This is a genomic window from Rhodoluna sp. (assembly GCF_044232805.1).
Taxonomy (GTDB): domain Bacteria; phylum Actinomycetota; class Actinomycetes; order Actinomycetales; family Microbacteriaceae; genus Rhodoluna.
Genome location: NZ_JBIILG010000003.1, coordinates 1 through 26125 on the forward strand (window position 1 = coordinate 1; position 26125 = coordinate 26125).

At 50.4% G+C, this 26125-nt stretch carries 23 protein-coding genes, 1 tRNA gene and 1 other RNA gene; 14 read left to right on the forward strand and 11 right to left on the reverse strand.

Annotated elements, in window-relative coordinates:
• The 4 genes from lipB to glnA (AC9UES_RS00910) form a co-directional block, all read left to right on the forward strand.
• Positions 1-538, forward strand: a 538-nt coding sequence (gene lipB / locus AC9UES_RS00895; protein WP_509525750.1) for a lipoyl(octanoyl) transferase LipB, incomplete at its 5' end; no start/stop codon positions are given.
• Positions 535-1542, forward strand: a complete 1008-nt coding sequence (gene lipA, locus AC9UES_RS00900; protein ID WP_509525752.1) for a lipoyl synthase — start codon at positions 535-537, stop codon at positions 1540-1542. The genes lipB and lipA, both read left to right, overlap by 4 nt.
• Positions 1543-1555: 13 nt before the next feature.
• Positions 1556-2257, forward strand: coding sequence for a DUF4191 domain-containing protein (locus AC9UES_RS00905; RefSeq protein ID WP_509525754.1), 702 nt, complete (start codon positions 1556-1558; stop codon positions 2255-2257).
• Between the two features lie 90 nt (positions 2258-2347).
• Complete coding sequence (glnA, locus tag AC9UES_RS00910; RefSeq protein ID WP_509525757.1) at positions 2348-3772, forward strand: type I glutamate--ammonia ligase; 1425 nt, start codon at positions 2348-2350, stop codon at positions 3770-3772.
• On the opposite strand, the gene AC9UES_RS00915 is transcribed toward glnA (AC9UES_RS00910), so the two are convergent.
• Positions 3769-6720, reverse strand: a complete 2952-nt coding sequence (locus AC9UES_RS00915) for a bifunctional [glutamine synthetase] adenylyltransferase/[glutamine synthetase]-adenylyl-L-tyrosine phosphorylase (RefSeq protein ID WP_509525760.1) — start codon at positions 6718-6720, stop codon at positions 3769-3771. The two genes, glnA (AC9UES_RS00910) and AC9UES_RS00915, sit on opposite strands and share 4 nt — an antisense overlap.
• A 6-nt stretch (positions 6721-6726) precedes the next feature.
• Complete coding sequence (gene glnA / locus AC9UES_RS00920; protein ID WP_509524023.1) at positions 6727-8064, reverse strand: type I glutamate--ammonia ligase; 1338 nt, start codon at positions 8062-8064, stop codon at positions 6727-6729.
• Positions 8065-8102: 38 nt separating this feature from the next.
• Between glnA (AC9UES_RS00920) and AC9UES_RS00925 the strand changes: the two genes are divergently transcribed.
• Positions 8103-9746: an NAD+ synthase gene (locus AC9UES_RS00925; protein ID WP_509525763.1), complete on the forward strand. Its 1644-nt coding sequence runs from the start codon at positions 8103-8105 to the stop codon at positions 9744-9746.
• 8 nt (positions 9747-9754) lie between these two features.
• Positions 9755-10564, forward strand: coding sequence for a 3-methyl-2-oxobutanoate hydroxymethyltransferase (panB, locus tag AC9UES_RS00930; protein WP_509525766.1), 810 nt, complete (start codon positions 9755-9757; stop codon positions 10562-10564).
• Here the strand turns inward: panB and AC9UES_RS00935 are convergent.
• Complete coding sequence (locus AC9UES_RS00935) at positions 10561-10740, reverse strand: SPOR domain-containing protein (protein WP_509525769.1); 180 nt, start codon at positions 10738-10740, stop codon at positions 10561-10563. The two genes, panB and AC9UES_RS00935, sit on opposite strands and share 4 nt — an antisense overlap.
• Positions 10741-10792: 52 nt before the next feature.
• On the opposite strand from AC9UES_RS00935, the gene map reads away from it, so the two are divergent.
• Both map and ppgK read left to right on the forward strand, forming a co-directional pair.
• Positions 10793-11662, forward strand: coding sequence for a type I methionyl aminopeptidase (gene map / locus AC9UES_RS00940; RefSeq protein WP_509525772.1), 870 nt, complete (start codon positions 10793-10795; stop codon positions 11660-11662).
• Positions 11663-11674: 12 nt separating this feature from the next.
• Positions 11675-12430, forward strand: a complete 756-nt coding sequence (gene ppgK, locus AC9UES_RS00945) for a polyphosphate--glucose phosphotransferase (protein WP_509525775.1) — start codon at positions 11675-11677, stop codon at positions 12428-12430.
• A 1-nt stretch (position 12431) separates the two neighbouring features.
• On the opposite strand, the gene rnpB is transcribed toward ppgK, so the two are convergent.
• The 7 genes from rnpB to AC9UES_RS00980 all read right to left on the reverse strand — a co-directional run bounded on the left by rnpB (position 12432) and on the right by AC9UES_RS00980 (position 18071).
• Positions 12432-12780, reverse strand: an RNA gene (gene rnpB / locus AC9UES_RS00950) — RNase P RNA component class A.
• A 26-nt stretch (positions 12781-12806) separates the two neighbouring features.
• Positions 12807-13964, reverse strand: a complete 1158-nt coding sequence (locus AC9UES_RS00955) for a bifunctional RNase H/acid phosphatase (protein WP_509525778.1) — start codon at positions 13962-13964, stop codon at positions 12807-12809.
• Complete coding sequence (locus AC9UES_RS00960) at positions 13928-14644, reverse strand: zinc ribbon domain-containing protein (RefSeq protein ID WP_509525781.1); 717 nt, start codon at positions 14642-14644, stop codon at positions 13928-13930. The genes AC9UES_RS00955 and AC9UES_RS00960 overlap by 37 nt, the downstream gene beginning before the upstream one ends.
• Positions 14641-15459 carry a Nif3-like dinuclear metal center hexameric protein gene (locus tag AC9UES_RS00965; RefSeq protein ID WP_509525784.1) on the reverse strand — a complete coding sequence of 273 codons (819 nt, stop codon included), beginning with the start codon at positions 15457-15459 and terminating at the stop codon, positions 14641-14643. The genes AC9UES_RS00960 and AC9UES_RS00965 overlap by 4 nt, the downstream gene beginning before the upstream one ends.
• Positions 15460-15463: 4 nt before the next feature.
• Positions 15464-17464: a cytosine permease gene (locus AC9UES_RS00970; RefSeq protein ID WP_509525787.1), complete on the reverse strand. Its 2001-nt coding sequence runs from the start codon at positions 17462-17464 to the stop codon at positions 15464-15466.
• A gap of 40 nt (positions 17465-17504) precedes the next feature.
• Positions 17505-17577: transfer RNA gene (locus AC9UES_RS00975), tRNA-Val, on the reverse strand.
• A 35-nt stretch (positions 17578-17612) separates the two neighbouring features.
• Entirely contained in the window at positions 17613-18071 is a 459-nt protein-coding gene (locus AC9UES_RS00980) for a peroxiredoxin (RefSeq protein ID WP_509525790.1), read from the reverse strand.
• A gap of 206 nt (positions 18072-18277) precedes the next feature.
• Here AC9UES_RS00980 and aceE point away from each other — a divergent pair, with 206 nt between their 5' ends.
• Genes aceE through fabF form a run of 6 tightly spaced genes read left to right on the forward strand, consistent with a single transcriptional unit; the run spans position 18278 to position 25582 of the window.
• Positions 18278-20959: a pyruvate dehydrogenase (acetyl-transferring), homodimeric type gene (gene aceE, locus AC9UES_RS00985; RefSeq protein WP_509525915.1), complete on the forward strand. Its 2682-nt coding sequence runs from the start codon at positions 18278-18280 to the stop codon at positions 20957-20959.
• Positions 20946-22130, forward strand: coding sequence for a PucR family transcriptional regulator (locus AC9UES_RS00990; protein ID WP_509525793.1), 1185 nt, complete (start codon positions 20946-20948; stop codon positions 22128-22130). Before aceE ends, AC9UES_RS00990 begins: the two co-directional genes overlap by 14 nt.
• Positions 22127-23050, forward strand: a complete 924-nt coding sequence (locus AC9UES_RS00995; protein WP_509525796.1) for an ACP S-malonyltransferase — start codon at positions 22127-22129, stop codon at positions 23048-23050. Before AC9UES_RS00990 ends, AC9UES_RS00995 begins: the two co-directional genes overlap by 4 nt.
• A 2-nt stretch (positions 23051-23052) precedes the next feature.
• Positions 23053-24051, forward strand: coding sequence for a beta-ketoacyl-ACP synthase III (locus tag AC9UES_RS01000; protein ID WP_509525799.1), 999 nt, complete (start codon positions 23053-23055; stop codon positions 24049-24051).
• Positions 24052-24089: 38 nt separating this feature from the next.
• Positions 24090-24338, forward strand: coding sequence for an acyl carrier protein (locus AC9UES_RS01005; protein ID WP_509523987.1), 249 nt, complete (start codon positions 24090-24092; stop codon positions 24336-24338).
• A gap of 5 nt (positions 24339-24343) precedes the next feature.
• Entirely contained in the window at positions 24344-25582 is a 1239-nt protein-coding gene (fabF, locus tag AC9UES_RS01010) for a beta-ketoacyl-ACP synthase II (RefSeq protein WP_509525807.1), read from the forward strand.
• Here the strand turns inward: fabF and AC9UES_RS01015 are convergent.
• On the reverse strand, positions 25496-26029 hold the full coding sequence (locus tag AC9UES_RS01015; protein WP_509525810.1) for a DUF3145 family protein: 534 nt from the start codon (positions 26027-26029) through the stop codon (positions 25496-25498). The genes fabF and AC9UES_RS01015 overlap by 87 nt on opposite strands.
• Between the last annotated feature and the right edge of the window lie 96 nt (positions 26030-26125).

The window sequence follows — 26125 nt, forward strand, 5'->3', positions numbered from 1 at the left end:
GTCAAGGCCCGATACTGTCATTTTGCTCGAGCACAGCAGCGTATATACAGCGGGCAAAAGAACTGAAGACTCCGAACGACCAGATGATGGCACCGAGGTCATCGAGGTTGACCGTGGAGGAAAGCTCACCTGGCATGGCCCTGGTCAGTTGGTTGGCTACCCGATTATGAGACTCCCAGAGCCTTTTGATGTGGTGGGTTACGTGCGCTTTCTCGAGCAAGTGCTAATTGATGTCTGTAGCGATTTTGGATTAGCCACTGAGCGGGTGGCAGGCCGCTCGGGAGTTTGGGCTCCAACCGGTGACACCCATTTGAAAGTCGCTGCTATTGGCATCAGAGTCTCCGAGCGGGTAGCCATGCACGGCTTTGCCTTGAACTGCTCCAACTCAATGGAGGCCTACGATCACATCGTGGCCTGTGGAATTGATGACGCTGGGACCAGCTCGATTACCGAACTAACTGGCACTTTGGTCACCCCGGCTATGGCCGCTGAGCGAGTAAGAATCAGGCTTACCGACATTGCTAAAGTTGTCCTATGAGCCAGATAGAACAAGGCGAAAAGCCTGCCAAGAAGATGCTTCGCATCGAGGCTCGCAACTCGGCTATCCCGATCGAACGTAAGCCCGAATGGATTAGAACAGTTGCAAAAATGGGTCCTGAGTATCAGGCCATGCAAAAACTTGTCAAGTCCGAGAATCTAAACACCGTTTGCCAAGAAGCGGGCTGCCCAAACATCTACGAGTGCTGGGAAGATCGCGAAGCGACTTTCTTGATTGGTGGCTCGCAGTGCACCAGGCGTTGCGATTTTTGTCAGATCGACACTGGAAAGCCAGTGGCATTCGATCCTGATGAGCCACGACGTGTGGCAGTTTCGGTAAAGCAAATGCAGCTTCGCTATGCGACCGTTACCGGAGTTGCAAGAGATGATCTTCCAGATGAGGGTGCTTGGCTCTACGCCGAGACCATCAAGCAAATACACAAAAAATCTCCGGGCACCGGCGTTGAGATTTTGGTTCCTGACTTCTCAGGTAACCCGCTTTTACTAAAGAAAGTTTTTGACGCCAAGCCTGAGGTCTTCGCTCATAACGTAGAAACAGTTCCGCGCATTTTCAAAGAGATTCGCCCGGCTTTCAGCTACGAGAGGTCGCTAGATGTAATCACTCAGGCAAGAGAATATGGCCTCGTAACAAAGTCAAACTTGATCCTTGGAATGGGTGAAACCATTGAAGAGATCTCCCAAGCCATGAAAGATTTGCATGATGCAGGAACTGACATCTTGACTATTACCCAGTATTTGCGACCAACTCCAAAGCACCACCCAGTTTCGCGCTGGGTAAAGCCGCAGGAGTTTGTTGAGCTGAAAAATGAAGCGGAGAAGCTTGGTTACTTAGGTGTACTCAGCGGTCCACTAGTTAGATCTTCCTACCGTGCGGGCAGACTATGGGCTCAATCGATGAATAAAAAAGGTCTTCCAGTTCCAGAGAATCTCCAACACCTAGCAGAAGCTGCAGCAAGAGATGGCTTCTCGCAGGCTGTTGCATAACAAGAAGGAAATAATGGCAGAGAAAAAGCCGAAGGTTAAAAAAGAGCCAGGCAGAATCAGACAATTGTGGCAGGTCTATAAGTTAACTGCCAAGGCTGATAAGAACTTTGTTCCACTTGGAATTCTTTCCTTTGTTGGTCCCATGGCAGCTGGAATCGTAATTATCTTGCTGTTCTTTATGGACTCACCGCTGTCGATATTCCTCTGGTCGGTATCGACCGTGCTTTTCTCCATGCTTTTGGCGCTGGGTGTGCTCTCCAGAAGAGCAGAACGCGCTGCGTTCATGAGAATTTCTGGTCAGCCGGGGGCGGTGGCGGCAGTACTTAGTGCGACTCTAAAGCGCGGCTACTCGACAAGTGATATGCCAGTAGCGGTGGACCCTAAATCCCGAGACGCTGTCTATCGAGCTGTAGGACGAGCTGGAGTTGTTCTAATCGGCGAAGGAAGCTCAGCGCGCCTAAGGCAGATAGTCGAGGACGAGAAGCGCAAGGTCTCAAGGGCTATTCCTGGTGTAACCGTGTCCGTGCTTTCGGTAAATGACCAACCAGGTTCAGTGCCGCTGTATGCCTTGACCAAGGCCATTTACAAGCTCGAAAAGACCCTTAGCCGAGCAGAAATATCCGTGGTCAACAAGCGGCTTGCCGGCCTAGGCCTGAACATACCGATCCCGAAGGGCATAGACCCTAACCGGATGCGTGCCGGCCGGAGAATGTAGATTTTACATTCCCGAAACATTCCAAAAACTGCTTGAAACATCTAGCTAGCTAAGATTTGTCTATAACCAGTTGATTTGAAGGGATCTCTAATGTTCAAAACCGCAGCAGAAGTAGTCAAGTACATCAAAGACAACGACGTAAAGTTTCTAGACGTTCGATTTACAGATCTGCCTGGTGTGCAACAGCACTTCAACCTTCCAGCTGCCATGATCGACCAACAGTTCTTTGTTGACGGTCAACTCTTTGATGGCTCTTCAATTAGGGGCTTTGCTTCCATCCATGAATCAGACATGCAGCTAATACCTGATGTAACAACCGCCTATTTGGATGCCTTCCGAGTTGAGAAGACACTGAATATGATCTTTGATATTTACAACCCGAGAACTGGTGAGATCTACAGCCGTGATCCTCGTCAGGTTGCCAAGAAAGCGCAGGCTTACCTTTCTACTACCGGTATTGCAGACACTGCGTTCTTTGCTCCAGAAGCAGAATTTTTCATCTTCGACGATGTTCGTTACGAAGTTAAGGCGAACACCGCCTACCACTTCATCGATAGCTCCGAGGCTGCTTGGAACTCAGGCCGCGAAGAGTCCGGCGGAAACTTGGCTAACAAGACTCCTTACAAGGGCGGCTACTTCCCAGTTTCTCCAGTAGATCAGCACGCAGACATTCGTGACCAGATCGTGCTCGAACTAGAAGCTGCCGGATTGTCTGTTGAGCGAAGCCACCATGAAGTTGGCACCGCAGGTCAGGGTGAAATCAACTACCGCTTTGACACCCTTCTTCACGCAGGCGATGACATCTTGAAGTTCAAGTACATTGTGAAAAACGTTGCTCACTCATTTGGCAAGACCGCAACGTTTATGCCAAAGCCACTGTTTGGCGACAACGGTTCAGGTATGCACGTTCATCAGTCACTTTGGAAAGACGGCAAGCCATTGTTCTACGACGAGAGTGGCTACGGTGGACTAAGCGACATGGCTCGCTGGTACATCGGTGGAATCCTAAAGCACGCACCAAGCTTGCTTGCATTCACCAACCCGAGCGTTAACTCTTACCACCGCCTAGTGCCTGGTTTCGAAGCTCCGGTGAACCTTGTTTACTCCGCTGGAAACAGATCAGCTGCAATTCGTATTCCAATGACTGGAACCAACCCGAAAGCTAAGCGCATTGAGTTCCGCGCGCCAGACGCTTCCTCAAACCCGTACCTGGCCTTCGCAGCGATGCTAATGGCCGGCCTTGATGGCATCAAGAGCCGCATTGAGCCACACGAGCCAGTGGACAAGGACCTATACGAATTGCCGCCAGAGGAAGCAAAGCTGATCCCACAGGTTCCAGGAACCCTAGAAGAGGTTCTGCAGGCGCTAGAGGCAGATCATGACTACTTGCTTGCAGGTGATGTATTTACCAAGGATCTAATCGAAACTTGGATTTCTTACAAGAGAGAAAAAGAAATCGCGCCTTTGGCGCTTCGCCCGCACCCTTACGAGTTTGAGCTTTACTACGGCGTTTAGTCGTAGAACAGTTTCTCAAACACCGCTCTAGCTCGTCGAGTAGTGGCTAAGTAATTTTGCTCCAGTGCCGTCGCTCCGCCACGAGGATACTCAAGCAACCTGGCAATAGATTCCAATTGCTGACGGTCGGTTGGTAAAACATCTGTTCGCTTGTTCTGCGCCAGCATAACTGCAGAGCGAATGGCAGAAGATAGCTGCCAAGCCTGCTTGAGCACAATTGCATCCGATGCTTGAACGATTTCGGCTAGCTCTAGCTGATCAAGCGCTTGCAAAGTATGGGGTGTCTGCAGACTCGGATTAGCAAAGCCATTTTTTAGTTGAAGTAGCTGCACTAACCACTCAACATCGCTAATGGAACCTCTTCCAAGCTTTAGATGCCTCATTGGGTCAGCGCCTAGTGGAAGCCTTTCTACTTCGACTCTGGCCTTGATTCTTCTTATTTCAATAACCGCAGCTTCTTCCATTTGTTCTGGATAGCGATAGCGATCAATCAGCGAAACAAACTCCGCCTTTACTGATTCCTCTCCTGAAATTATTCGTGCTCGAAGAAGAGCCTGAGACTCCCAGGTACCCGCCCAACGCTGATAGTAACTGGCATAGGAATCAATCGATCTAACAATGGGTCCGTTTTTACCTTCTGGCCGAAGATCCAGATCAAGCTCAAACTCAAGAATCTGATCAGAGCAAAGTCTTCGAATCTCAGAAACTAGCTCTTGAGCCTCTGATTGGGCTAAGTTGACATCGGCGACTGTGGGTTTGTAGACGAACATCACATCGGCGTCGGAGCCAAACCCAAGCTCTGCTCCCCCAAATCGGCCCATGGCAACTATTGCAAGCTCCTGGCTAAGGTTCCCAAGTTTTGCACGCATCGAGCCGGCAGCAAGTTCTTGCATGCTCAATAGATACGCCTCAGTTATGTCAGATAGGCCCTTCGAAGACGCATCAAGATCGAGTGCACCGATAACGAATCCGATTGCGACCCGTAGGGTTTCTTTTCGACGAATAGCCTTGATGCTGGCTGCGGCCAAATCAGGGTCTTCATGACGGGATATGATTGCTTGGCATTGGCCGAGTAATTGATCCAACTTTTGAGGCAAAAGCTCTTCTTCGCGTTCAAACCAGGCTGCAGCTTCTGGCATTCGTTCAAACAAAGCTGTTGCCAACCTGCTTGTTGAAAACACTTGCGTCATTCGCTTAGCTGCCCCTGATGAGTCACGAAGCATCCGAAGGTACCAGTGAGAGTCCCCTAGGTCCTCACTCAATCTTCTAAAGGCCAAAAGTGCGGCATCTGGGTCAGTGCCGTCGGCAAACCACTGCAGCAACACTGGAAGAAGTTGTCTTTGAATCGCTGCTCGCCTAGACAAACCAGAAGTTAAAGCGGTGATGTGCGCTAGAGCATTGCGAGAATCTTGAAAACCAATTGCGCCAAGTCGATCTTGTGCCTGAGCGCTGGTTAGCTCAAGATCTTCTTGGCTCAGCCCTGAAACCGCGCTCAGCAGCGGTCTATAAAAAAGTTGCTGGTGCAAATCACGAACTTCGAGCTTTACCGCTTCCCACCTCTCGATTAGATTCTTGGCGCTTAGCTCCAACGACAGCGATCTGGCAATTGCTCTTCTGGCATGCTCATCAGCTGGCATCAGATGGGTGCGTCTTAGCTGACTTAGCTGGATCCGGTGCTCAAGGAGTCTAAGAAAGCGATAGTGATCACTAAAGCGCTTGCCGTCTTCTCTGGCGATGTAGCCGCCAGTTGCTAAGGCGTCTATCGCTCCAAGGGTGTCTCTTGCTCGAAGTGAGCTATCGGTTCTTCCATGAACTAACTGCAGCAGTTGAACCGTAAACTCAATATCCCTTAGGCCTCCGGGGCCGAGCTTGATCTGAGCATCCACTTCGCTGATTGGAATATTGTCAGTTACAAGCTGTCTCATACGCTGAACTGATTCAACAAAGTTATCGCGCGCGGTAGATTCCCAAACCATTGGCTGGGTCACCGCCAAGTATTCATCACCCAGCTCAGTATCACCAGCAATTGGCCTTGCCTTCAAGAGAGCTTGAAACTCCCAGCTCTCAGCCCATCTCTCGTAGTAGGTTTTGTGTGAATCAAGAGATCTAACTAAAGCGCCAGCTTTACCCTCAGGCCGCAAGTTGGCATCGACTTGCCAAAGCGCTGGTTCCGAGTCTGCCTCATCCATTATTCGCATCATCCGAGAGCAAACCTTGGTCGCAATCTCAAGCGCCCTATCAGTTTCGATAGCACTAGAGGCTGGCTCAGCCACGTAGATGACATCAACGTCCGATATGTAGTTCAATTCCCGCGCACCACATTTACCCATGCCAATAACCGCAATGCGGGTGTTGGCAATATCCTGCTTTGGAAAATGAACTTGGTTTAACTCATTTGAGAGTTCTGTCTTAGCAAGAATGAGTCCTGCTTCAATTGCTGCTGCTGCCAAATCCGCCAGTGCTTCGGAAACGGCGCCGATTTGGCCTGCTGGATCTTGCGAGCTGACGTCAAAGATTGCAATTTTTAGAAGCTGTTGCCGATAGGCAATCCTTATAGGTGAAACACCTATGGCAGCTTTGGTAAGTGCAACAAGAGATGAATGTGCGGTCGGTAATGCTGGCTCTTGCATAAACAAGTCAAGCGAGGCTGGCTCTCGAGCTAGGAATTCAAATAGCCCAACTGAAGCTCCAAGGACTTTGCATAGCCGCCCAAAAGCTGCCTGATTCGCTGAGATAGATTTTATTTTTGGGCTGTTGTCCCGGGTTAGACGAACAAGTAGCTCGAGGCACTGGTCGGGATCTTGGGTGCTACCGATTGGTTCAAGAAGCTTTGATTCGCTTAAACCTAGTTGCTCTGAAACCGAGGCAAGTTTCTGCTGAGCTTGGTCTAGTTCGATAAAGCCAGAGCCAGCAAGCTCAGATAATCCGGTGCTGCGCTCTCGGGCCATTAGCTACTAAAGAGTTTCTAGATTCCGCTTTAGTTCAAATGGGGTGACCTGAGTTCTATATGCAGCCCACTCCGCTCTCTTGTTGGCGAGCATGTGGCTAAATACTTGCTCGCCGAGAGTTTCTGCAGCTAGTTCCGACTCTTCAAACTTTCGAATTGCATGATCCAGAGACTGTGGCAGGGGTTCGATTCCCATAGCTCGACGCTCCGAGTCGGTTAGGTTCCAAACGTTGTCTTCGGTCTCCGCCGGTAATTCATACTCATTTTCGATGCCCTTGAGTCCTGCCGCAAGTAGAAGTGCGTAGGCAAGGTATGGGTTTGCTGCCGAGTCAATGGCTCGATACTCAATTCGAGAAGACTGGCCCTTGTCTGGCTTGTATAGCGGAACGCGAATCAAAGCTGATCTGTTGTTATGGCCCCAGCAAACAAAGCTAGGGGCTTCGCCTCCTCCCCAAAGGCGCTTATAGGAGTTCACATACTGGTTAGTAACCGCGGTGATCTCAGGAGCGTGGCGCAATAATCCAGCCATGAACTGACGACCGACTTTAGATAACCGATACTGCCCACTGGCGTCGAAGAATGCGTTGGTGTCACCTTCGAATAGGGACATGTGGGTGTGCATTCCAGATCCTGGATGCTCGGTGAAAGGCTTAGGCATGAAGGTGGCATAAACGCCCTGCTCGATGGCAACCTCTTTGATAACAGTTCTAAATGTCATGATGTTATCTGCCATGGTTAGCGCATCGGCGTAACGAAGATCGATTTCATTTTGACCAGGACCACCCTCGTGGTGGCTGAACTCAACGGAGATACCCAGCTGCTCGAGCATGGTTACAGCTCTTCTTCGGAAGTTATGCGCTGTGCCGCCTGGAACGTTGTCGAAGTAACCGGCGTTATCGACCGGAATTGGGCCTTCTGGACCAATCTGAGATGACTTCAGAAGATAGAACTCAATCTCAGGGTGAATGTAAAAAGAGAAGCCTAGGTCGCTGGCTTTAGCCAGTGCCCTGCGCAAAACGTTTCTTGGGTCGGCTGCGGCCGGTTGACCATCTGGAGTCATAATGTCGCAGAACATTCTTGCGGTCGGGTCTACGTCTCCTCGCCAAGGAAGAATCTGGAAAGTTGATGGATCTGGAGCCGCCAACATATCGGCTTCATATGCTCTTGAGAGTCCCTCGATTGCAGAGCCATCAAAACCCAAGCCTTCGGCGAACGCTCCTTCAACTTCGGCAGGAGCAACGGCGACCATTTTGAGAGTTCCAGCAACATCGGTGAACCAAAGGCGAACGAACTTAACGCCTCGCTCTTCGATTGTCCGGAGCACAAAATCGCGCTGCTTATCCATGAAAAACCTCTTCCTTGCCTGCTACTAGGCTAATACTTATGCCCGCTCTTCGCCTAGCTATGGCCCAGATAAACCCGACTGTGGGTGACCTTGCGGGAAATAGTGCGCAGATTCTAGAAAAAGTTCAGCAGGCCCAAGACTTAGGTGCGCACTTGGTGCTGTTTCCAGAGCTCGCGCTAACTGGCTACCCGATTGAGGATCTCGCCCTCAGCAAAGACTTCCTTAATGACTCCGGTAAGGCCCTGGAAAACCTCGCGAAGGAACTTGCCAAGCGCGGCCAAGGGCACATTCGCGTGGTCGTTGGCCATCCCGCGCTAGCCAAAAACCCTACCTCTTGGGCTATCGGACAAAACTGTGCAAGCTTGATTTTTGATGGCACTGTGCAAGCAAGCTACGCCAAGCATCACCTTCCGAACTACTCGGTATTTGACGAGTATCGAGTCTTTGTTCCAGGCGATCAACTACTCACCTTTGAAATTGATGGCCTTCGTTTTGCAACGGTGATATGCGAAGACATTTGGCAAACTGGCGGACCGGTTTCCCAAATAGCCGGCCACAATGTCGATCTAACTCTGGTGCTTAATGGCTCCCCTTTTGAACGCTCCAAGACAGATACCAGGTTTGAGTTGGTTTCGCAGCTAGCCTCCAAGCAATCCACTGCTGTTGCCTACGTGAACCTGGTTGGTGGTCAGGACGATCTGGTCTTTGATGGCAATAGCTTCCTAATTGATGCTGCCGGCAAAGAAATTACTCGTGCTAAGCAATTTGATACCGATCTATTGGTTGTCGAAATTGAAACCAAGAACTCAATCAAGCCAGTTACTGAATCCACCAAAGCCCAAACCGATTTGGCGCAGGTCTGGAATGCTTTGGTTCTAGGAGTGCGCGATTATGTTCAAAAGAACGGCTTCAAATCAGTTGTGCTGGGTCTTTCGGGTGGAATTGACTCAGCAGTTTGTGCAGCGATCGCAGTTGATGCGATTGGTTCCAAAAATGTATTAGGGGTATCGCTACCGAGCAAATACTCATCAGATCATTCGCTATCTGACGCGGCGTTGCTTGCAAAAAACACCGGCCTTGTTTATTCAACTGAGCCAATTGAGCCCTACGTTCAACAGTTTGTGGAGAAACTAAAGCTTCAAGGCCTTGCTGCTGAAAATCTGCAGGCAAGAATTCGAGCGGTAGTTCTCATGGCCAAATCAAATACCTATGGGCACTTGCTGCTCTCAACTGGCAACAAGACAGAACTCGCGGTTGGTTATTCCACTATCTATGGTGATGCCGCTGGTGGCTACGCGCCGATAAAGGACGTTGAAAAGACACTCGTTTGGGACCTTGCTAGATACCGCAACGAATTAGCAACCAAACAAGGCAATACTCCCCCGATCCCTGAAGCGTCAATTAGTAAGCCGCCATCGGCTGAACTTCGTCCAGATCAGCTAGATCAAGACTCGCTGCCTGATTATGCGGTGCTAGATCGAATCCTTGAACTACACATCGAACAGAGAATGTCTGAATCAGAGATTATTGCTCAAGGTTTAGATGCCACTACCGTTGAGTCGGTTATTCGTTTAGTCAGTGCCTCTGAATGGAAGAGAAGACAGAGTGCGATAGGTCCAAGAATTACTAAACTTGCCTTTGGGCGAGAACGAAGGCTTCCAATCACCCGTTGGTCTAAGTAGGAGTTGTCTTGGCAGGCGAAATCAAGAAAGTGCGAACTAGTTCGCTAGCCGAACTAAAGGCGTCCGGAACAAAGTTTTCTTGCCTAACCAGCTACGACGCCACCACTGCTGAAATCTTTGATCAAGCTGGAATTGAACTCATCCTGGTCGGTGACTCCGCCGGCAACACAGTTTTGGGTCACGACAGCACTCTCGAGGTAACTGTTGAAGAGATGATCAGCTTTGGAAAAGGCGTGAGTTCTGCGACTAAGCGAGCCCTTGTGGTAATCGACATGCCCTTTGGCTCTTACGAAGTATCTGCCTCTCAGGCGTTAGAAAACGCTATCTCAATGATGAAACGCTCTGGCGCGGAAGCAGTCAAGCTCGAGGGTGGATCTGACCGTGCCCCGCAGGTAAAAGCAATTGTTGCGGCAGGCATTCCAGTGATGGGACATCTTGGTTTCACACCGCAATCGGTTCACGCTCTTGGAGGTTTCAAAGTTCAAGGCAGAGGCGATGATGCAGCAAACCTAGAAAAAGATGCGCTGGCTTTACAGGAAGCTGGTGTATTCGCGATAGTTCTAGAAATGGTGCCAGCTGATTTGGCTAAAGAGCTAACACAGAAGTTATCAGTTCCAACCATTGGTATCGGAGCCGGTAACGGAACAGATGGCCAGATACTGGTGTGGCAGGATTTTGCTGGGCTTTCTAGCGGAACAAGAAAATTCGTAAAGCAGTACACAGACCTAAGAAGTGATCTTGCCAAAGCGGCAAGTAACTATCGGGCTGAGGTTATCTCTGGTGAGTTTCCTGGCAAGGAACACTCGTTCGATAACTAGTCGTCGAGCTTTTCTTCCTCGAGCCATTGCTTAGCCCGCGATCTCACAATCTCTTCGGCGTTTGCTGCTTCTTTCTCGGTCTCAAAAGGTCCGATTCGATCAAGAGAAGAGCTTTTGAGCCCGAACTCAACTTGTTTGGTTTTTGTGTTGAACCAATACTTCGCAGCCTCAGACATTCTGGCCTCCTACCAAGTGAGCCTAGCGGGGAGCGTTGAATAGACTGGATAAATGCCTCGCGATAACGTATCTGGTTCACTAACGCCTGGAGTGGTGTCAAGAGCCCTCTCGGTGCCAAATAACATTGTCAAACCAGAATATGTGGGCAAGAAAGCTCCCGCCGAATGGACCGGCGGTCATATTAAATCAGCAGACCAGATAGAAAAGATCCGAACTGCTGGAAAGCTCGCCTCGCAGGCGATTGAATTAGCTGGAAGCAGCATCAAAGTCGGTATGAGCACAAACGAGCTCGATGTTATCGTGCACGATTTTTTGATTTCAAATGGGGCCTACCCATCAACTTTGGGCTACCGCGGATTCCCTAAATCCTGCTGCACTTCAGTGAACGAAATAATTTGCCACGGAATTCCTGATGATCTGGAGATCCAAGATGGAGACATCGTCAACATTGACGTCACTGCCTATCTTGATGGTTTCCACGGTGACAGTAATCAAACTTTCAAAGTTGGCAAGGTTTCCGAAGAAGTGTCCTTGCTTGTTGACAGAACCAAAGAGTCACTCGACCGAGCAATCGCCTCTGTTATGCCCGGGCGCCCGATCAACGTAATTGGCAGAACAATCGAGTCCTACGCAAAGCGATTTGGCTACGGAGTTGTTCGAGACTTTACCGGTCACGGTATCGGTGAAGCGTTTCATTCCGGCCTCGTTATTCCTCACTACGACGCTGCGCCGCTATATTCGAACACCATGGAAGTTGGGATGGTATTCACCATTGAGCCAATGCTTACCCTCGGCACTCACGAGTGGGACATGTGGCCAGATGGCTGGACGGTTGCCACCAAGGACAAGTCCATCACCGCACAGTTTGAACACACATTGGTCGTGACCGAATCTGGAGCTCAGATTCTCACTCTGCCCTAAAATGAGAAAGTTATGAAAAACGCAATCGGCATAGATATCGGTGGAACCGGTATCAAAGGTGCGTTAGTAAATCTCAAAAAAGGTGAGTTAGTCACAGAGAGATTGCGCTTTGATACTCCTGATGGAGGAAATCCCGCAAGTGTTGTCGAGCTTGTTATCAAGCTAGTGAAGCAGATTAATGCCCCGAAAAATACTCCCATTGGAATATGTTTCCCTGCGCCTGTAAAAAACGGTGTAACTCTCTCTGCCGCTAACGTATCAAACGAGTGGATTGGGTTTCAGGCTGGCAAGCTTTTTTCAAAAGCTCTTGGCACCGAGGTTGTAATGCTAAACGATGCTGATGCCGCAGGAGTAGCCGAAATCAAATTCGGCGCAGGCCAAGACCGTAAGGGGCTTGTGCTGATGTGTACGTTAGGAACCGGCATCGGTACCGCACTTTTTATGAACGGTAAGTTGATCCCAAACACCGAGCTCGGTCACATCGAAATCGACGGAGTCGATTACGAGACCAAGGCTGCTTATTCGGCAAAAGCAAGGGATGATCTCAGCTTTGAGCAGTGGGCAAAGATCCTTTCAAAGTACTTTGACCGCCTTAACCGCTTGTTCTACCCTGACTTGATTATCATCGGCGGTGGAGTTTCTAAAGAACACGAGAGTTTTCTGCACTTGATAGAGTCTGACGTTGAGATTGTGGCTGCAAGATCCAAAAATAACGCTGGAATCATTGGCGCCGCTTACTTTGCGGCGAAGCGTCACAGCAAGGATTAAGTGGATGGGCCGGCTATTACGCCGGGTTTTGTCCTTTTTTCAAAGTGACGGTCATCTATCTAGGACGTTAGTTGCCCAACGTCTCAAGCGACCTACCCGTGAACTTGGGCGAGCAGCCCTCAAGCGTTCACTGTTTGGTCTTGCTCCAAATGAGGTTTACCTAGCCGACTCAATCACTTGAGTCGCTGGTGGTCTCTTACACCACCGTTTCACCCTTACCGATTACTCGGCGGTTTGCTTTCTGTTGCACTATCTCTCGGGTTACCCCGGGTGGGCGTTACCCACCATTTTGCTCTTTGGAGCCCGGACGTTCCTCGTCAGTAAACTGCCGCGACCGTCTTGCCGACCCATCCAGAAACAAGTCTAGCCAGCGTGGTCAAGAAGATAAATGCGAAGTTGAATTCACGCAGACTATCTCGGCGCCCTCTCGGCCCCAGAAACGTGCAATCGAAATCGATGCAGGGCCAAGATCTACCCGCCAATACCCAGCAACCGAGGCGTCGTTTGCGATGCGAAGTAGTCCCCTAATTGGCATCACGTGAGCCACCACAACCACGGTCTTACCGGCGAATTTATCAAGTATGAAATCTAGGCTTCGATTGACCCGAACATCAAAGTCTTTGAGTGATTCCCCCCTCGGCGGTGCAACATCGTAGGAACCTCGCCAAGCCTGATACTGCTTCTCGTGCCCCACGAATAACTCTTCGTTGGTTAGACCATCCCAGTCACCAAAGCCAATTTCTCTAAGATCAGCTAGCTCAACTTGCTCAGCGCCTAACTTCTGAGCAATCTTGGTAGCGGTCTGCGCTGCGCGCTTAATGGGCGAATGTATTACCGCAACTGGCTTGGCCAAAAAGCTAAACGCTCCTGAGCTTCCAACTCTCGCGAGCTCAATTGCAACCTCGATAGCGTCTTTGTTGCCAAGCTCGGAAAGATCTGGGTTCTCGCCGTCTCCCCCGGAGATTTTCCTTGATTCGGTGAGCGCAGTCCTACCGTGTCTGACCATGATCAAAGTGGTGGCTTCGACTACCGAAGTTTGTGGGGCACGAATCGATGAGGGGGCAACATGATTAAACTCCCCCGCGGCTGCAGTTGGGGCGGGTTCACCATCCATAGCCTTGTTGGCTAGTGCGTCGGCTAAAACATTCTGCTCTCTCGGAATCCACACAAACTCAACGTCTTTCCCCGCAATGAGCTGCTGGACTCTTGCACCTAAGGAAAGCATGTCGGGGTGTTTGATCTTCCAGCGACCACTCATCTGCTCGACAACAAGTTTGGAATCCATCCGAACCACAATCTCTGCAGCAGGGTCAATCTCAAACGCTGCCTCAAGGGCAAAGATCAAAGCCGAGTATTCAGCAACGTTGTTGGTTGCTATTCCTACGGCTTCGGATATCTCTCGAACAATGTTGCCGCTTGCCGCGTCGATAACGACCGCTCCGGCACCGCTCATTCCAGGATTTCCTCTTGAGCCACCGTCGGCTTCAATGATTAGTTTCATGAGCGCACCAGGAAGGCTTGGCAGTTTGGGCATTCGGCTAGTTCTTCGGCAGGCAGGGCCATGAGCTCCTCAAAGCTAGTTGCCGTAATGGAGAGCCTGCAAGCCCCACAATCTCTGCCCGTCAATCTTCCAACTGCAACCCCTCGACTGTATTTTCGCTCGTAAGTAGCCGCAAGCTCTTGATCAATTCCGGTCATAACGTTTCGACGCTCAGACTGAACTCTTTCTGCCTGAGCTCCAAGATCAGCCAGCTCTGAGGAAATTCTCTGCTGCAAAGCTGCCAAGGTGGCATCGGCCGCTTGCTTTTCTTGCTTTAGCTTTTCATGACCCTGCTGGGCCGCTTCCAAAAGCTCCATGATCTGTAGTTCCGCATCCTCGAGCTCAGTTTTTCTGGTGCCTAAAGTGACAAGTTCATGCTCTATTCCCTGAGCGTCTTTGGCCGAACTCGTTGAAGAAAGCTGCTTGTTATCTTTAGCAATTCGATTAGCTACTAGCTCAAGATCAGCCTCGGCTCTACTAAGTTCCATCTCAAGTTCACCGACTGCATTCCTGGCGTCAATCAGTAAATCTGATAACCGCAAGGTTTCGGAGGAAGCTGAATCAAGCTCAGCCTCGGCCTGGGCTTGCTTTCGCGAATTTGAAATTCTTGCCAGCTCGACATCGTGTGATGCGATAGCTAACAGCTGCTTTTGATCGGCCAAGCTCGCAATCATGCTAACTTTCCTGGGATCGTTAGCGACCATGGGTCGGTGTTTTCTTCACTAACCAAAAACTCGACACCCGGCACTTGTTGTGCAAGTTGCGCCGCAGCCGGCGCGAGCCAGAGGCTTTCCGCTGCGAAGTGAGAGATGTCGATAAGGCTAATGCTCTGAGCTTGGTCGGTAACAGCATCCAGGCTCACGTGATGCTTTAGATCGCTTGTTACAAAACACTCGGCTCCTGCACTGATTGCATCTGGAAGAAAACTTGCCCCAGAGCCGCCAACAACGGCAACCCTAGAAACTCTCGCTGTTGCATTTCCAGCCACTCGAATTGGGGCGTAGGTAGCGGGCAGTATCTCGTTGATTTTTTGAGCTAGTTCACGCACAGTTATCGCTTGATCTAGATTGCCGATTCTGCCGTGGCCAGAGTCAGCTGTAGTGGCAACTAGCGGGACGCTGTTTTTGATGCCGATCTTGCTGGCCAAGACATCGGATACTCCGCCGGGCACAATGTCTGCATTGGTGTGTGCGGAAAAAAGGGCAATTGAATTAGTAATTGCAAAAGAAAGAATGTCGCCTTTTAGTTCGCCTTCTGCAACGGTGTGGACACCCTCAAGAAGAAGTGGGTGGTGGGAAATTACCAATTGGCATTTTTTGGCTTTGGCCTCCTGCAAAACAGCAAGTGTTGGGTCGACGCACAAAAGGACGCTGTCCACTTCTTGATTCGCTGAGCCACAGGCAAGTCCGACTTGGTCCCACTCGTCAGCACCGGAGTGTGGCCAGAGAGTTTCGAATGCCGAAAGAAGTTTAGATAGCTTTACTGTCATTCGCCTAGTTAGCCGTGTCTAGGTATTCCTTGAGTTCCTCTCGGCGCTCATCCAACTCTACGACCTTAGTTTCTTGGTTTTTGATTCTTGGTATTCCAAACAAAACCGGAAACAAGATAGCAAGACCAAAGGCCATTGCAATGCCAATGTTGGAACCTGCTACATCAAAAATTGCTGGTGTGAAATCACCTAGGTAACCGGTCCAGGACGAGAGAAGTCCGGTTCCATTCAGGTATCCAAAACCAAGCGCTACAGCCAAGATAAATCCGATGAGGTTAGCGAAGTTGAATCGACCGTAGAAACCATAGTCTCGAGTGAGCGAAACCTCGTGGTAATCACGTGAGCGTATCAGGGCATCAGCCACCACAATTCCGCTGTATGAGGCCGCAACCACCGAAACTAAAAGCAGCAATTCAATTAGCAACGCAAGCACGGAAGATGTTGCTAGCAGCATGCTGGAAACCAATGTTCCGGCCAGCAAAACAATGGAAAGTAGCAATACAGAAACTGCTCCAGGAAGTTTTGCCCCGACTGACGCTAAGGCACCTGCCAGAGAATAGATCGAGTTTGCCAATAGCTGCAGCACCGACAGCCCTACCGCAACTACAAATCCAATAAAGACCCAAATAGGAGCCGCTGCAGCGATGGTTGGAATCAATTGATCGGTTAGTAACAGCCCAAAGCTTTCTTCGGCCATGAATATCCAAAGCACTCCCATTACTCCTACGGCAAGAGGAATAAACAGAGTTGACACAAAAGAAAGGAAGAAAATCTTTGCTCCAGGGGTTTCAACCGGAAGCTTCCTGGCGAAGTCACCGCTTTGCGAAAAGACAGTGAAGCCAAAAAGCATAAAGCTAAAGATCGATAGGTCTATAAGCGCCGGCGCTCCAAGCAACTCGCCTTGCTGTAGATCAAGAATTGAGTTGGTTGAAAAGACGTAGTAGCCAATGCCCAAAATTCCAATTAGCGAGAAGGCTCCTGCTATTTGCTGGGACCGAAGCATGGCTATGCCGCCAAATCCGGCAACCAAAGCTGAAATCATGACCATCGGAACTGTGGTTAGCATCAAGGCCGTAAATTCTGCCGGAAATACAAACTGCGAACTAATAGCTGCAAACCAAGGCTGACTGGCTAATAGCGGAGACAAAATTCTCACCGCAAAAATCAATAGTGCAATGGACCAAATGATCTTGACAAGAAGCATTGCAATTGCCGGCAACACGTTACCCCAAACCCCAAACGCGGCTCTGGCTACCACCCCTATTGGGTTTGAGCCACGCTTAGCGGCAACCGATCCAATGCCAGCTAAAACAGCTGTTGTAACAATGAGTCCAGACATCACAACAAGGGACTGCGACAAAGACGTGCCGGATTCTTTAAGGAACGCAGCTAGGACCAAAACCAAAGGTGAAGAAGCTATCGAGATCCACGACCAACTCAGTGCAGCGGATGTTTTAGTTCTAGTTACCCCAATAACCTGGGCTTCGTCTTCATCTTCAGCTAGCTCTGGTTGAACAGAAGTGTCTGCGGGGTTAGGCAACAAATCGGCAACCGATTCTTCTTCGCCAGAAATTAGCTGATCGAAACTGATTTTTTTGCTTGCAGGTGCTAAAGCTGGTACTGGCGGCAACAAGGGAGCGGGCCCCTCGTTGTCAGAATTGGCATAGTTACTGTTTAGAACCGCAACGATTTCATCAACGCTTGATTCTTCCGCTACTGAAGTTCCTGGGGAAACAGGTGGCGCGACTGCGGCAGGAGTAACGACGGGTTCTGCAGCTTTAGGCTCCGGCTCGCGAACTTCTACAGGCGCAGAGGCAGCTTTCATTTGCTCTTGAAGTTGCCACTGTGAATAAGCGAAGGAATCTTGCTGCCTCAATAGGTTTTGGGCTTCGATTAGAGCCATGGCAGCCATTAGGCCATCCGGTTGAGACTGCAACCTCATTACCTCGGCGTTTAGCGCGTCATCTGACATGGCACGAGGAGTTGGGGGTGTTGGAGATTCCATGACCAAATCCTAACGCCGGGGTATCCTGACTCGCTATCTGTGGGCCCTACCGGGCTCGAACCGATGACATCCACGGTGTAAACGTGGCGCTCTACCAACTGAGCTAAAGGCCCTCAAACATGCGCCGTAAGGCAACTACAAAACTCTACTACAAAGCCGCTAGAGCCTCTTTGTAGCTTCCTAGGTCCCTGGCTTCGCCAGGGCCGTTGACAAACTTGGCCTGAATTACGCCTTCTTTATCAATCAAGAAGGTGCCGCGCTTTGCAATGCCAGCTTCTTCCATGAAGACCCCGTATTGCTTTGCAACGCCGCCGTGTGGCCAAAAGTCGGCTAACACCTGAAACTTGTAGCCCTCCTGGTCAGCAAAGATCTTCTGGGTGTATTTCGAGTCCACAGAAATAGCCAAAAGCTCAGTGTCCGCTGACTCAAACATAGAAATGTTGTCCCTCAGCTCGCAAAGCTCTCCTGTGCAGGTGCCCGAGAACGATAGTGGGTAGAAAACCAGCACCACTGGCTTCTTGCCGATATAAGAGGAAAGCTTCACTGGCTCCCCGTGTTGGTTATTTAGCTCAAAATCTGGGGCCTTTTCGCCTACTTCTGCAGCCATTTCATCTCCTTGGTTTAAACACTTGGTTCAATAGTAGGCCCTGGTATTGGGTTCAAATAACCCCATCTTGAATAGGTAAACTTCATATTGGCCCTATCCAGAGCCCTAAATGGTTCGCTGTCAAAAAACATTAGCGAAGACTCTTTTTAGAAAGGATTTCATTGTCAATTAACAACAATGACGCCTACGCAGTTTCCAATCCAGACATGGATCCTCAGGAAACCTCCGAGTGGCTGGAATCTCTTTCTCAGGCGTCAGCAACCCGCGGTCGCGGTCGCGCCAGAGAGTTAATGCTCAATCTTCTTAGACGCTCTCACGAACTGCAGCTTAATGTTCCGCTAGTGCCAACTACCGATTACATAAACACGATTTCCCCAGAAGACGAACCAGCTTTTCCAGGTGATGAAAAAATCGAAAGAACATACCGTTCTTGGATGCGCTGGAACGCAGCGATGCTGGTGCACCGAGCTCAACGCCCAGGAATTGCGGTCGGTGGGCATATCTCAACTTTTGCTTCCTCTGCTTCTTTATATGAAGTTGGTTTCAATCACTTCTTTAAAGGTCAAGATCACCCGTCCGGCGGCGATCAAATATTTGTTCAAGGTCACGCCTCCCCCGGTCCTTATGCCAGAGCATTTTTGGAAGGCAGGCTTTCCGAAAACCAGCTAAATGGTTTCCGTCAGGAGAAATCTCACCCAGGCGGAGGACTCTCTTCTTACCCACACCCTAGGCTTATGCCAGAGTTTTGGCAGTTCCCAACAGTTTCGATGGGGCTTGGGCCGATAAATGCGATTTACCAAGCGCAGTTCAACCGCTACCTGCATAATCGCAACTTCCGTGACACTTCTGCCCAGCACGTTTGGGCCTTCCTTGGAGACGGCGAGCTTGACGAGGTTGAAAGCCGCGGTGCACTGCAACTTGCCGCCAACGACGGTCTAGACAACCTAACTTTCGTTGTTAACGCCAACCTGCAGCGCCTGGATGGCCCAGTTAGAGGTAACGGAAAGATTATTCAGGAGCTCGAGTCATTCTTTAGAGGTGCCGGCTGGAACGTCATCAAGGTCATCTGGGGTCGTGAGTGGGATCCACTGCTAAACGCAGACACTGAAGGTGCACTTGTAGATTTAATGAACAGAACCCCCGATGGTGACTACCAAACCTACAAAACCGAGTCTGGGGCTTTTGTAAGAGAAAACTTCTTTGGCCGCGACCCAAGAACCGCCAAGATGGTCGAGTCGATGACCGACGACCAGCTTTGGGGTCTAAGACGAGGTGGCCACGACTACAAGAAGATCTACGCTGCCTACAAGTCCGCAACCGAGCACAAGGGTCAACCGACGGTAATAATCGCCAAGACCATCAAGGGTTACACCCTTGGCAAGACCTTCGAGGGTCGAAACGCAACTCACCAGATGAAGAAGCTAACCCTGGCTGATCTAAAGCAGTTCCGCGATGAGACTCACATTCCAATCTCTGACGCCGAGCTAGAGCGCGATCCATACCAACCTCCGTATTACAAGCCGAGCGATTCAACTCCAGAGATCCAATACATGCATGAGCGTCGTCGCGAATTAGGTGGGTACCTTCCAGAAAGAAGAAGCAAGTATGTGAGCTTCGCTTTGCCAGAAAACAAAACTTATGACATCGCAAAGGCTGGCTCTGGAACTCAAGAGGTTGCCACAACCATGGCGTTCGTGAGATTGCTCAAAGATCTTCTGCGATCTTCAGAACTTGGTCCAAGAATTGTTCCAATCATTCCTGACGAGGCAAGAACATTTGGAATGGATGCATTCTTTCCAACCGCAAAGATTTATAACCCTGCTGGAATGCATTACTTATCAGTCGACCGCGATCTACTGCTGAACTACAAAGAGTCAGAGACTGGCCAGATACTGCACACCGGAATTAATGAAGCGGGATCGGTAGCTGCCTTCACAGCTGTTGGATCAAGCTACGCAACTCAGGGCCAGCCGATGATTCCCATTTACGTTTTCTATTCGATGTTTGGATTCCAGCGCACGGCCGATGCTATTTGGGCAGCGACTGATCAAATGACTAGGGGCTTTATGATTGGCGCGACCGCAGGTCGCACCACTCTAACTGGTGAGGGTTTGCAGCACGCCGATGGCCACTCGCCGCTACTGGCATCAACTAACACCGCGGTGATTAGCTACGACCCGGCCTACGGATATGAAATTGGTCACATCATGCAAGCAGGACTTGAGCGCATGTATGGCGAAAAACATAAAGATCCAAACGTTATTTACTACCTAACTGTTTATAACGAACCTTACGTTCAGCCAGCGGAGCCAGAAAACGCGGACGTCGATGGAATTCTGCGCGGAATTCACCGCGTAAGTGAAAACCAAGCTCCGGGTCGCAAAGTGCAGATTCTTGCTTCCGGGGTTGCCCTTCCTTGGGCCTACGAGGCTCAGGAGCTGCTAGCAAAGGACTGGGGAGTCTCTGCTGACATTTGGTCAGTAACGAGCTGGACCGAGCTTCGACGTGATGGCCTGGACAAGGACCGCGAGAGGTTCCTCTACCCAAACAATGAAATTGAGCCGGCGTACCTAACCAAGAAGCTGCAGAACGCTTCAGGGCCATTTATTGGAGTAAGCGATTACATGCACGCTGTTCCAGACCAGATTCGTGCTTGGGTTCCAGGTGACTATGCGACTTTGGGAGCTGATGGTTTCGGTTTCTCAGACACCAGGCCAGCTGCTAGACGTGAATTCAAGATCGATGGACCATCTATTGTGGTGCGATCATTGCAGCAACTTGTAGCTCGCGGCGAGCTAGACCATTCGGTGTTGCAACTAGCCATCGATCGATACCAATTGCACAACGTAAACGCAGGAACAAGCGGAACTGCCGGTGGCGAAGCCTAAGGACGAAACCCTTGAGTGGTTGCAATCCATCGCTGGAGAATTAGCAACCACCACATTAGCTCGTCTTGATAAGACTCTCCCGTGGTACTCCAAGATGCCAGCTGCCAGAAGATCTGCCGTTGGACTTGTAGCGCAAGCTGGCATCACCTCTTTTCTTGCCTGGTACGAAGATCCAACATCGCAGCCCTGGGTTGCGGCCGATGTTTTCTCAACTGCTCCAAGAGAACTACTTCGATCGATATCTTTGCAAGAAACATTGCAACTTATTCGCGTGGTAGTACAAGTTGTTGAAGATCGAGTGGTTCAAGAGCACAGCGAGCTTCGCGAAGCTGTTCTTCTCTATTCCAGGGAGATTGCTTTTAGTGCAGCCGATGTTTACGCCAAGGCTGCAGAAGCCCGAGGTCTTTGGGATGCCAGGCTAGAAGCTCTGGTAGTTGACAGTATTCTCAGTGGTGAAAATGAAGAAGAGCTTTCTTCCAGAGTTTCCGCTCTTGGGTGGAGAGCACGTGGCGCGGTTGCAGTAATGATCGGTGGCTCGGATCAGAATACCGATGTTGACAACTTACGAAGAGAAGCAAGAAGAAGTGGCGCGGACGTCCTGGTTGGCATCCACGGTGATCGACTGATTGTTGTGGTTGGTCAAGTACCAGAGGAGAATCTGGACCCTGCAAAAACTCCAACGCTTTTTGCGCTGTGTAGTGGATTAGCGAATAGCTTCACTGACGGGCCGATAGTGGTTGGTTCCGAGGTTCCTTCGATCACCGATGCGCACAAATCAGCTCGTTCGGCTCTTTCTGGCTTCTCTGTGGTTGGAGCTTGGAACAAAGCTCCGAGGCCTACCTCAGCCGATGATCTCCTGGCTGAGAGAGCACTCGCTGGCGACATGTTGGCAAAGACGACGCTGATAAACAAGATCTACCAGCCTCTTAGAAAAAACTCCCCCGACTTGCTCGATACCCTCGTGACTTACCTAGAAACTGGTCGCTCACTTGAGCTAACTGCCAGAGAGATGTTTGTTCACAGCAACACCGTCCGCTATCGCCTCAAGAAAATCTCTGAGCTAATCGGCTGGGATGCCACCGGTGCCAGAGAGTCCTTTGTTTTGCAGGTTGCAACCCTGCTGGGAAAAATGAATGAGCCTGAGCCAACCATGAAATCGAGAGAATCTTGATTGCTCTAACGTGCCCCGGTCAAGGGGCCCAAACGCCAGGCTTTCTGTCTCCGTGGTTAGAGCTTGAATCTTTCAAGCAAGAAATTGAAAAGTACTCCGCAATTCTTGAAATGGACCTGATTCACTTTGGAACCGAAGCTGACCCTGAGACAATCAAGGACACCAAAATTGCCCAGCCGCTTATTGTTGCTTCGTCAATTGCAAGTTACGCAGTGTTACTAGATGCTATTGGTAACAAGGCAGAATTTTCTGGTGTTGCAGGTCACTCGGTAGGTGAAATAGCGGCAGCAAACATTGCTGGAGTATTGGAGACAGAAGCTGCGCTCAAGTTCGTTAAAGCAAGAGGTGAGCAAATGGCTCAGGCAGCAACTCTCGAAGCAAGCTCAATGGCAGCGGTGGTTGGCGGCGAACAAGAAATAGTTCTTGATCATTTATCTAACTTGGGGCTCTTCGCAGCGAACTACAACGGCAAAGGTCAAATAGTCGCTGCGGGCTCTTCTGCGAAAATTCAAGAACTTCTTGCCTCTCCCCCGCCAGGAACCCGCGTAGTTGGCTTGGCGGTAGCAGGTGCTTTTCACACAGCGTTTATGGAAACTGCCAAAGTTGAGCTTGGTTCTTTGGCGAGTTCAATCAGAACTGAAAACCCCAAACTGCTACTTTGGTCCAATAGCGATGGAGCAAGAGTTGACAGCGGAGATAAGTTTTTGGAGCTACTGATAAATCAAGTTTCTAACCCAGTGAGATGGGATTTGACCATGGATTCGATGGTGTCCGATGGCGTCAGCGCTGTTATAGAGCTTTTGCCAGGCGGTACCCTGACTGGAATAGCGAAGCGAGCAATGCCGGGAGTTGCCACCTTGGCCCTGAAGTCTCCAGAAGATCTTGAAAAGGCCGTCGCATTTGTCAGAGAGCAGGTTTAGAAATGGCGAAGCTAAATCAGGCCGAAACAATTGCTTTCTCCAAGATTTACTCTCTCGGGGCATCTCGAGGGGACCTGACGGTCACCAACGATGACGTTGCCGGACCAATCAACTCATCCGATGAGTGGATTAGACAACGAACTGGCATCGTGACCAGAATGCGCGCTAGCAAGGATAGATCCTTGATGGACATGGCCGTTGAAGCAAGCAACGAGGCAATTAAAAAAGCAGGTATCAAGCCAGCCGAGATCGAAGCTGTGATTTTTTCCACCATCACTCACCCTTATCAAACTCCTTCAGCCGCATCGCTGCTGGCGGAGCTGGTTGGGGCTAATCCAGCGCCGGCCTTTGATATTTCAGCTGCTTGTGCCGGTTACTGCTACGGCATTGCTCAAGCAGATTCACTGGTTAGATCAGGAACTGCCAAATTTGTTCTGGTGGTTGGCGGCGAGAAGCTCAGCGATTTCGTCGACCCAACCGATAGATCAATCTCTTTTTTGCTAGGCGATGGAGCCGGAGCTGCAATTGTTGGGCCATCGGATTCACCAGGAATTTCAAAAAGCGTTTGGGGCTCCGATGGGTCCAAATGGGAAGCCGTCGGTATGACGGGGTCCCTGCTTGATTTCCGCGATGGCACCGGAAGCTGGCCTACCCTTGTTCAAGAAGGTCAAAGTGTTTTCCGCTGGGCTGTTTGGGAAATGGTAAAAGTAGCCAAACAAACTCTTGAGATTGCGGGAGTAAAACCAGAAGATCTAGCTGCTCTGGTTACCCACCAGGCCAACGAGCGCATCATTGACGAAATGGCTAAGCAGTTAGCCCTACCTGAATCAGTGGTTGTCGCAAAGGACATCATTACAACCGGTAACACCTCAGCTGCCAGCATCCCACTGGCCATGCACGCCCTTATGGCCGAAGGTCGCATTAAATCTGGTGATCTAGCGCTACAAATAGGCTTCGGGGCTGGTTTAGCCTACGGGGCTCAAGTAGTGGTTGTGCCCTAAACTTACAATCGGTCAATCAAACAACTAGGAGACAAAAAATGGCACTTTCTGCAGCAGAAGTACTTAGCGGACTAGCAGAGATCGTAAACGACGAAACCGGTATCGCTAACGATGCTGTACAGCTAGACAAGTCATTTACTGACGATCTAGACATTGACTCAATTTCAATGATGACAATTGTCGTCAACGCCGAAGACAAGTTTGATGTAAAGATTCCAGACGACGAGGTAAAGAACCTTCTTACCGTTGGTGACGCTGTGAACTACATCACAAAGGCGCAAGGCTAAAAACTTTGGTCCACAAAGTTGTTGTCACTGGTATTGGCGCAACTACGCCACTTGGTGGCGACAGCAAATCAACCTGGCAAGCGTTGCTTGCGGGCGAATCTGGCATAACAACCCTCTCTCAAGACTGGGTAGCTCAGTATGAGCTTCCGGTCACCTTCGCGGGGCAAGCCAAGGTTCCAGCCAAGGAAATGCTCACCCCGCAAGAAGCCAAAAGACTTGACCCATCGAGCCAGTTCGCTCTGGTCTCAGCTCGTGAGGCTTGGCTCGATGCCGGCTCCCCCGAAGTTGCTCCCGAACGCTTAGCCGTCGAATACGCAACGGGTATTGGTGGAATCTGGACCCTGCTTGATGCCTACGACACTCTGAAGGAGCGCGGTCCAAGGCGAGTGCTGCCAATGACCGTGCCGATGCTTATGGCCAACGGTCCAGCTGCTGCCATTGGAATGGAGCTTCACGCCAGGGCTGGAGTGAGAACAGCCGTATCGGCATGTGCATCTGGAACCGAGGCCATAGCTAACGCTTTCAACAGAATTAGAAACGGCGAAGCAGATATTGTTGTTGCGGGTGGCGCGGAAGCCGCGATTCACCCTCTTCCGATTGCTTCCTTCGCAGCCATGCACGCCCTATCAAAGCGCAACGATGATCCAGCTGGTGCCTCTAGGCCTTATGACACCGCTCGCGATGGTTTCGTGATGGGTGAAGGTGCCGGAACACTGATTCTGGAAAGCGAAGAACACGCCAAGGCTCGAGGGGCAAAGATTTATGCAGAAGTAGTGGGCGCAGCTGTGACTTCAGACGCTCATCACATCACTGCTCCAGATCCTGAAGGAACTGCAGCCGCTAGAGCAATGCTTGGCGCCCTCGAACAAGCTGGCAGCTCAATAGCTGATGTTTCGCACATCAACGCTCACGCCACCAGCACACCGGTAGGCGACATCGCAGAGTATCAAGCACTAAAGAGAGTCTTTGGCGAGAAGTTAGCTGGTATCCCGGTGTCGGCAACCAAGGCCTCCACCGGTCACCTTCTTGGGGGAGCTGGAGCGATTGAAGCGATTTTCACAGTTCTAGCGCTACATGAGAAAACTGCGCCACCAACAATCAATCTTGAGAATCAAGATCCAGAAATCAAACTGGATGTAGTTGTTTCGCCAAGAAAGCTAGAGGGGTCTCACATTCTGGCTATAAGTAACTCGTTCGGCTTCGGCGGTCACAACGCTGTTGTTGCTTTCCGATCCGTCGAATAATTCTCGGTAACTCTCAAGCTCGTCATCAAAAGCTTGGCCCAGGACTTTTCGAAGCTCTGCTTGGAGCTTGAGTCCGTTCGACCCACAGCTATCGACAATGTGTCGCAGCTGATTTTCGCTGACGAGGATATTTCCCACTTCATCCGTAGCCGATGAATACATCCCAAGGTTTGGTGTGTAGCTCCAACGGTATCCAGCAACATCCGGAGAGTCCTGGTGGATAACCTCAAAGGAAAGTTGCTTGAGGTTCATAAACGAAGTGGCAAGAACCGCTCCAGCACCTGCTGGGGCTTCCCAAAGCGCAAGAGCGCGATAGCCCGCGCCTGGGGCAGGCAGCGCATGCCAGCTAATGGTTATTGGGGCTAAGCAGACCCCCGAGATAGTCCACTCGATGTGAGTAAGCAAAGCCCTGGGCGCTTGGTGAATAAACACGAGCCCTTTAGACATACTTTCACCTCCAAACCTAGGTACGTCTTCCCCTACGACCTTTATTTGGTGGTTCTCCAAGGCTAGACCTAGCTGCGAAACAAGTCAAAACAAGCA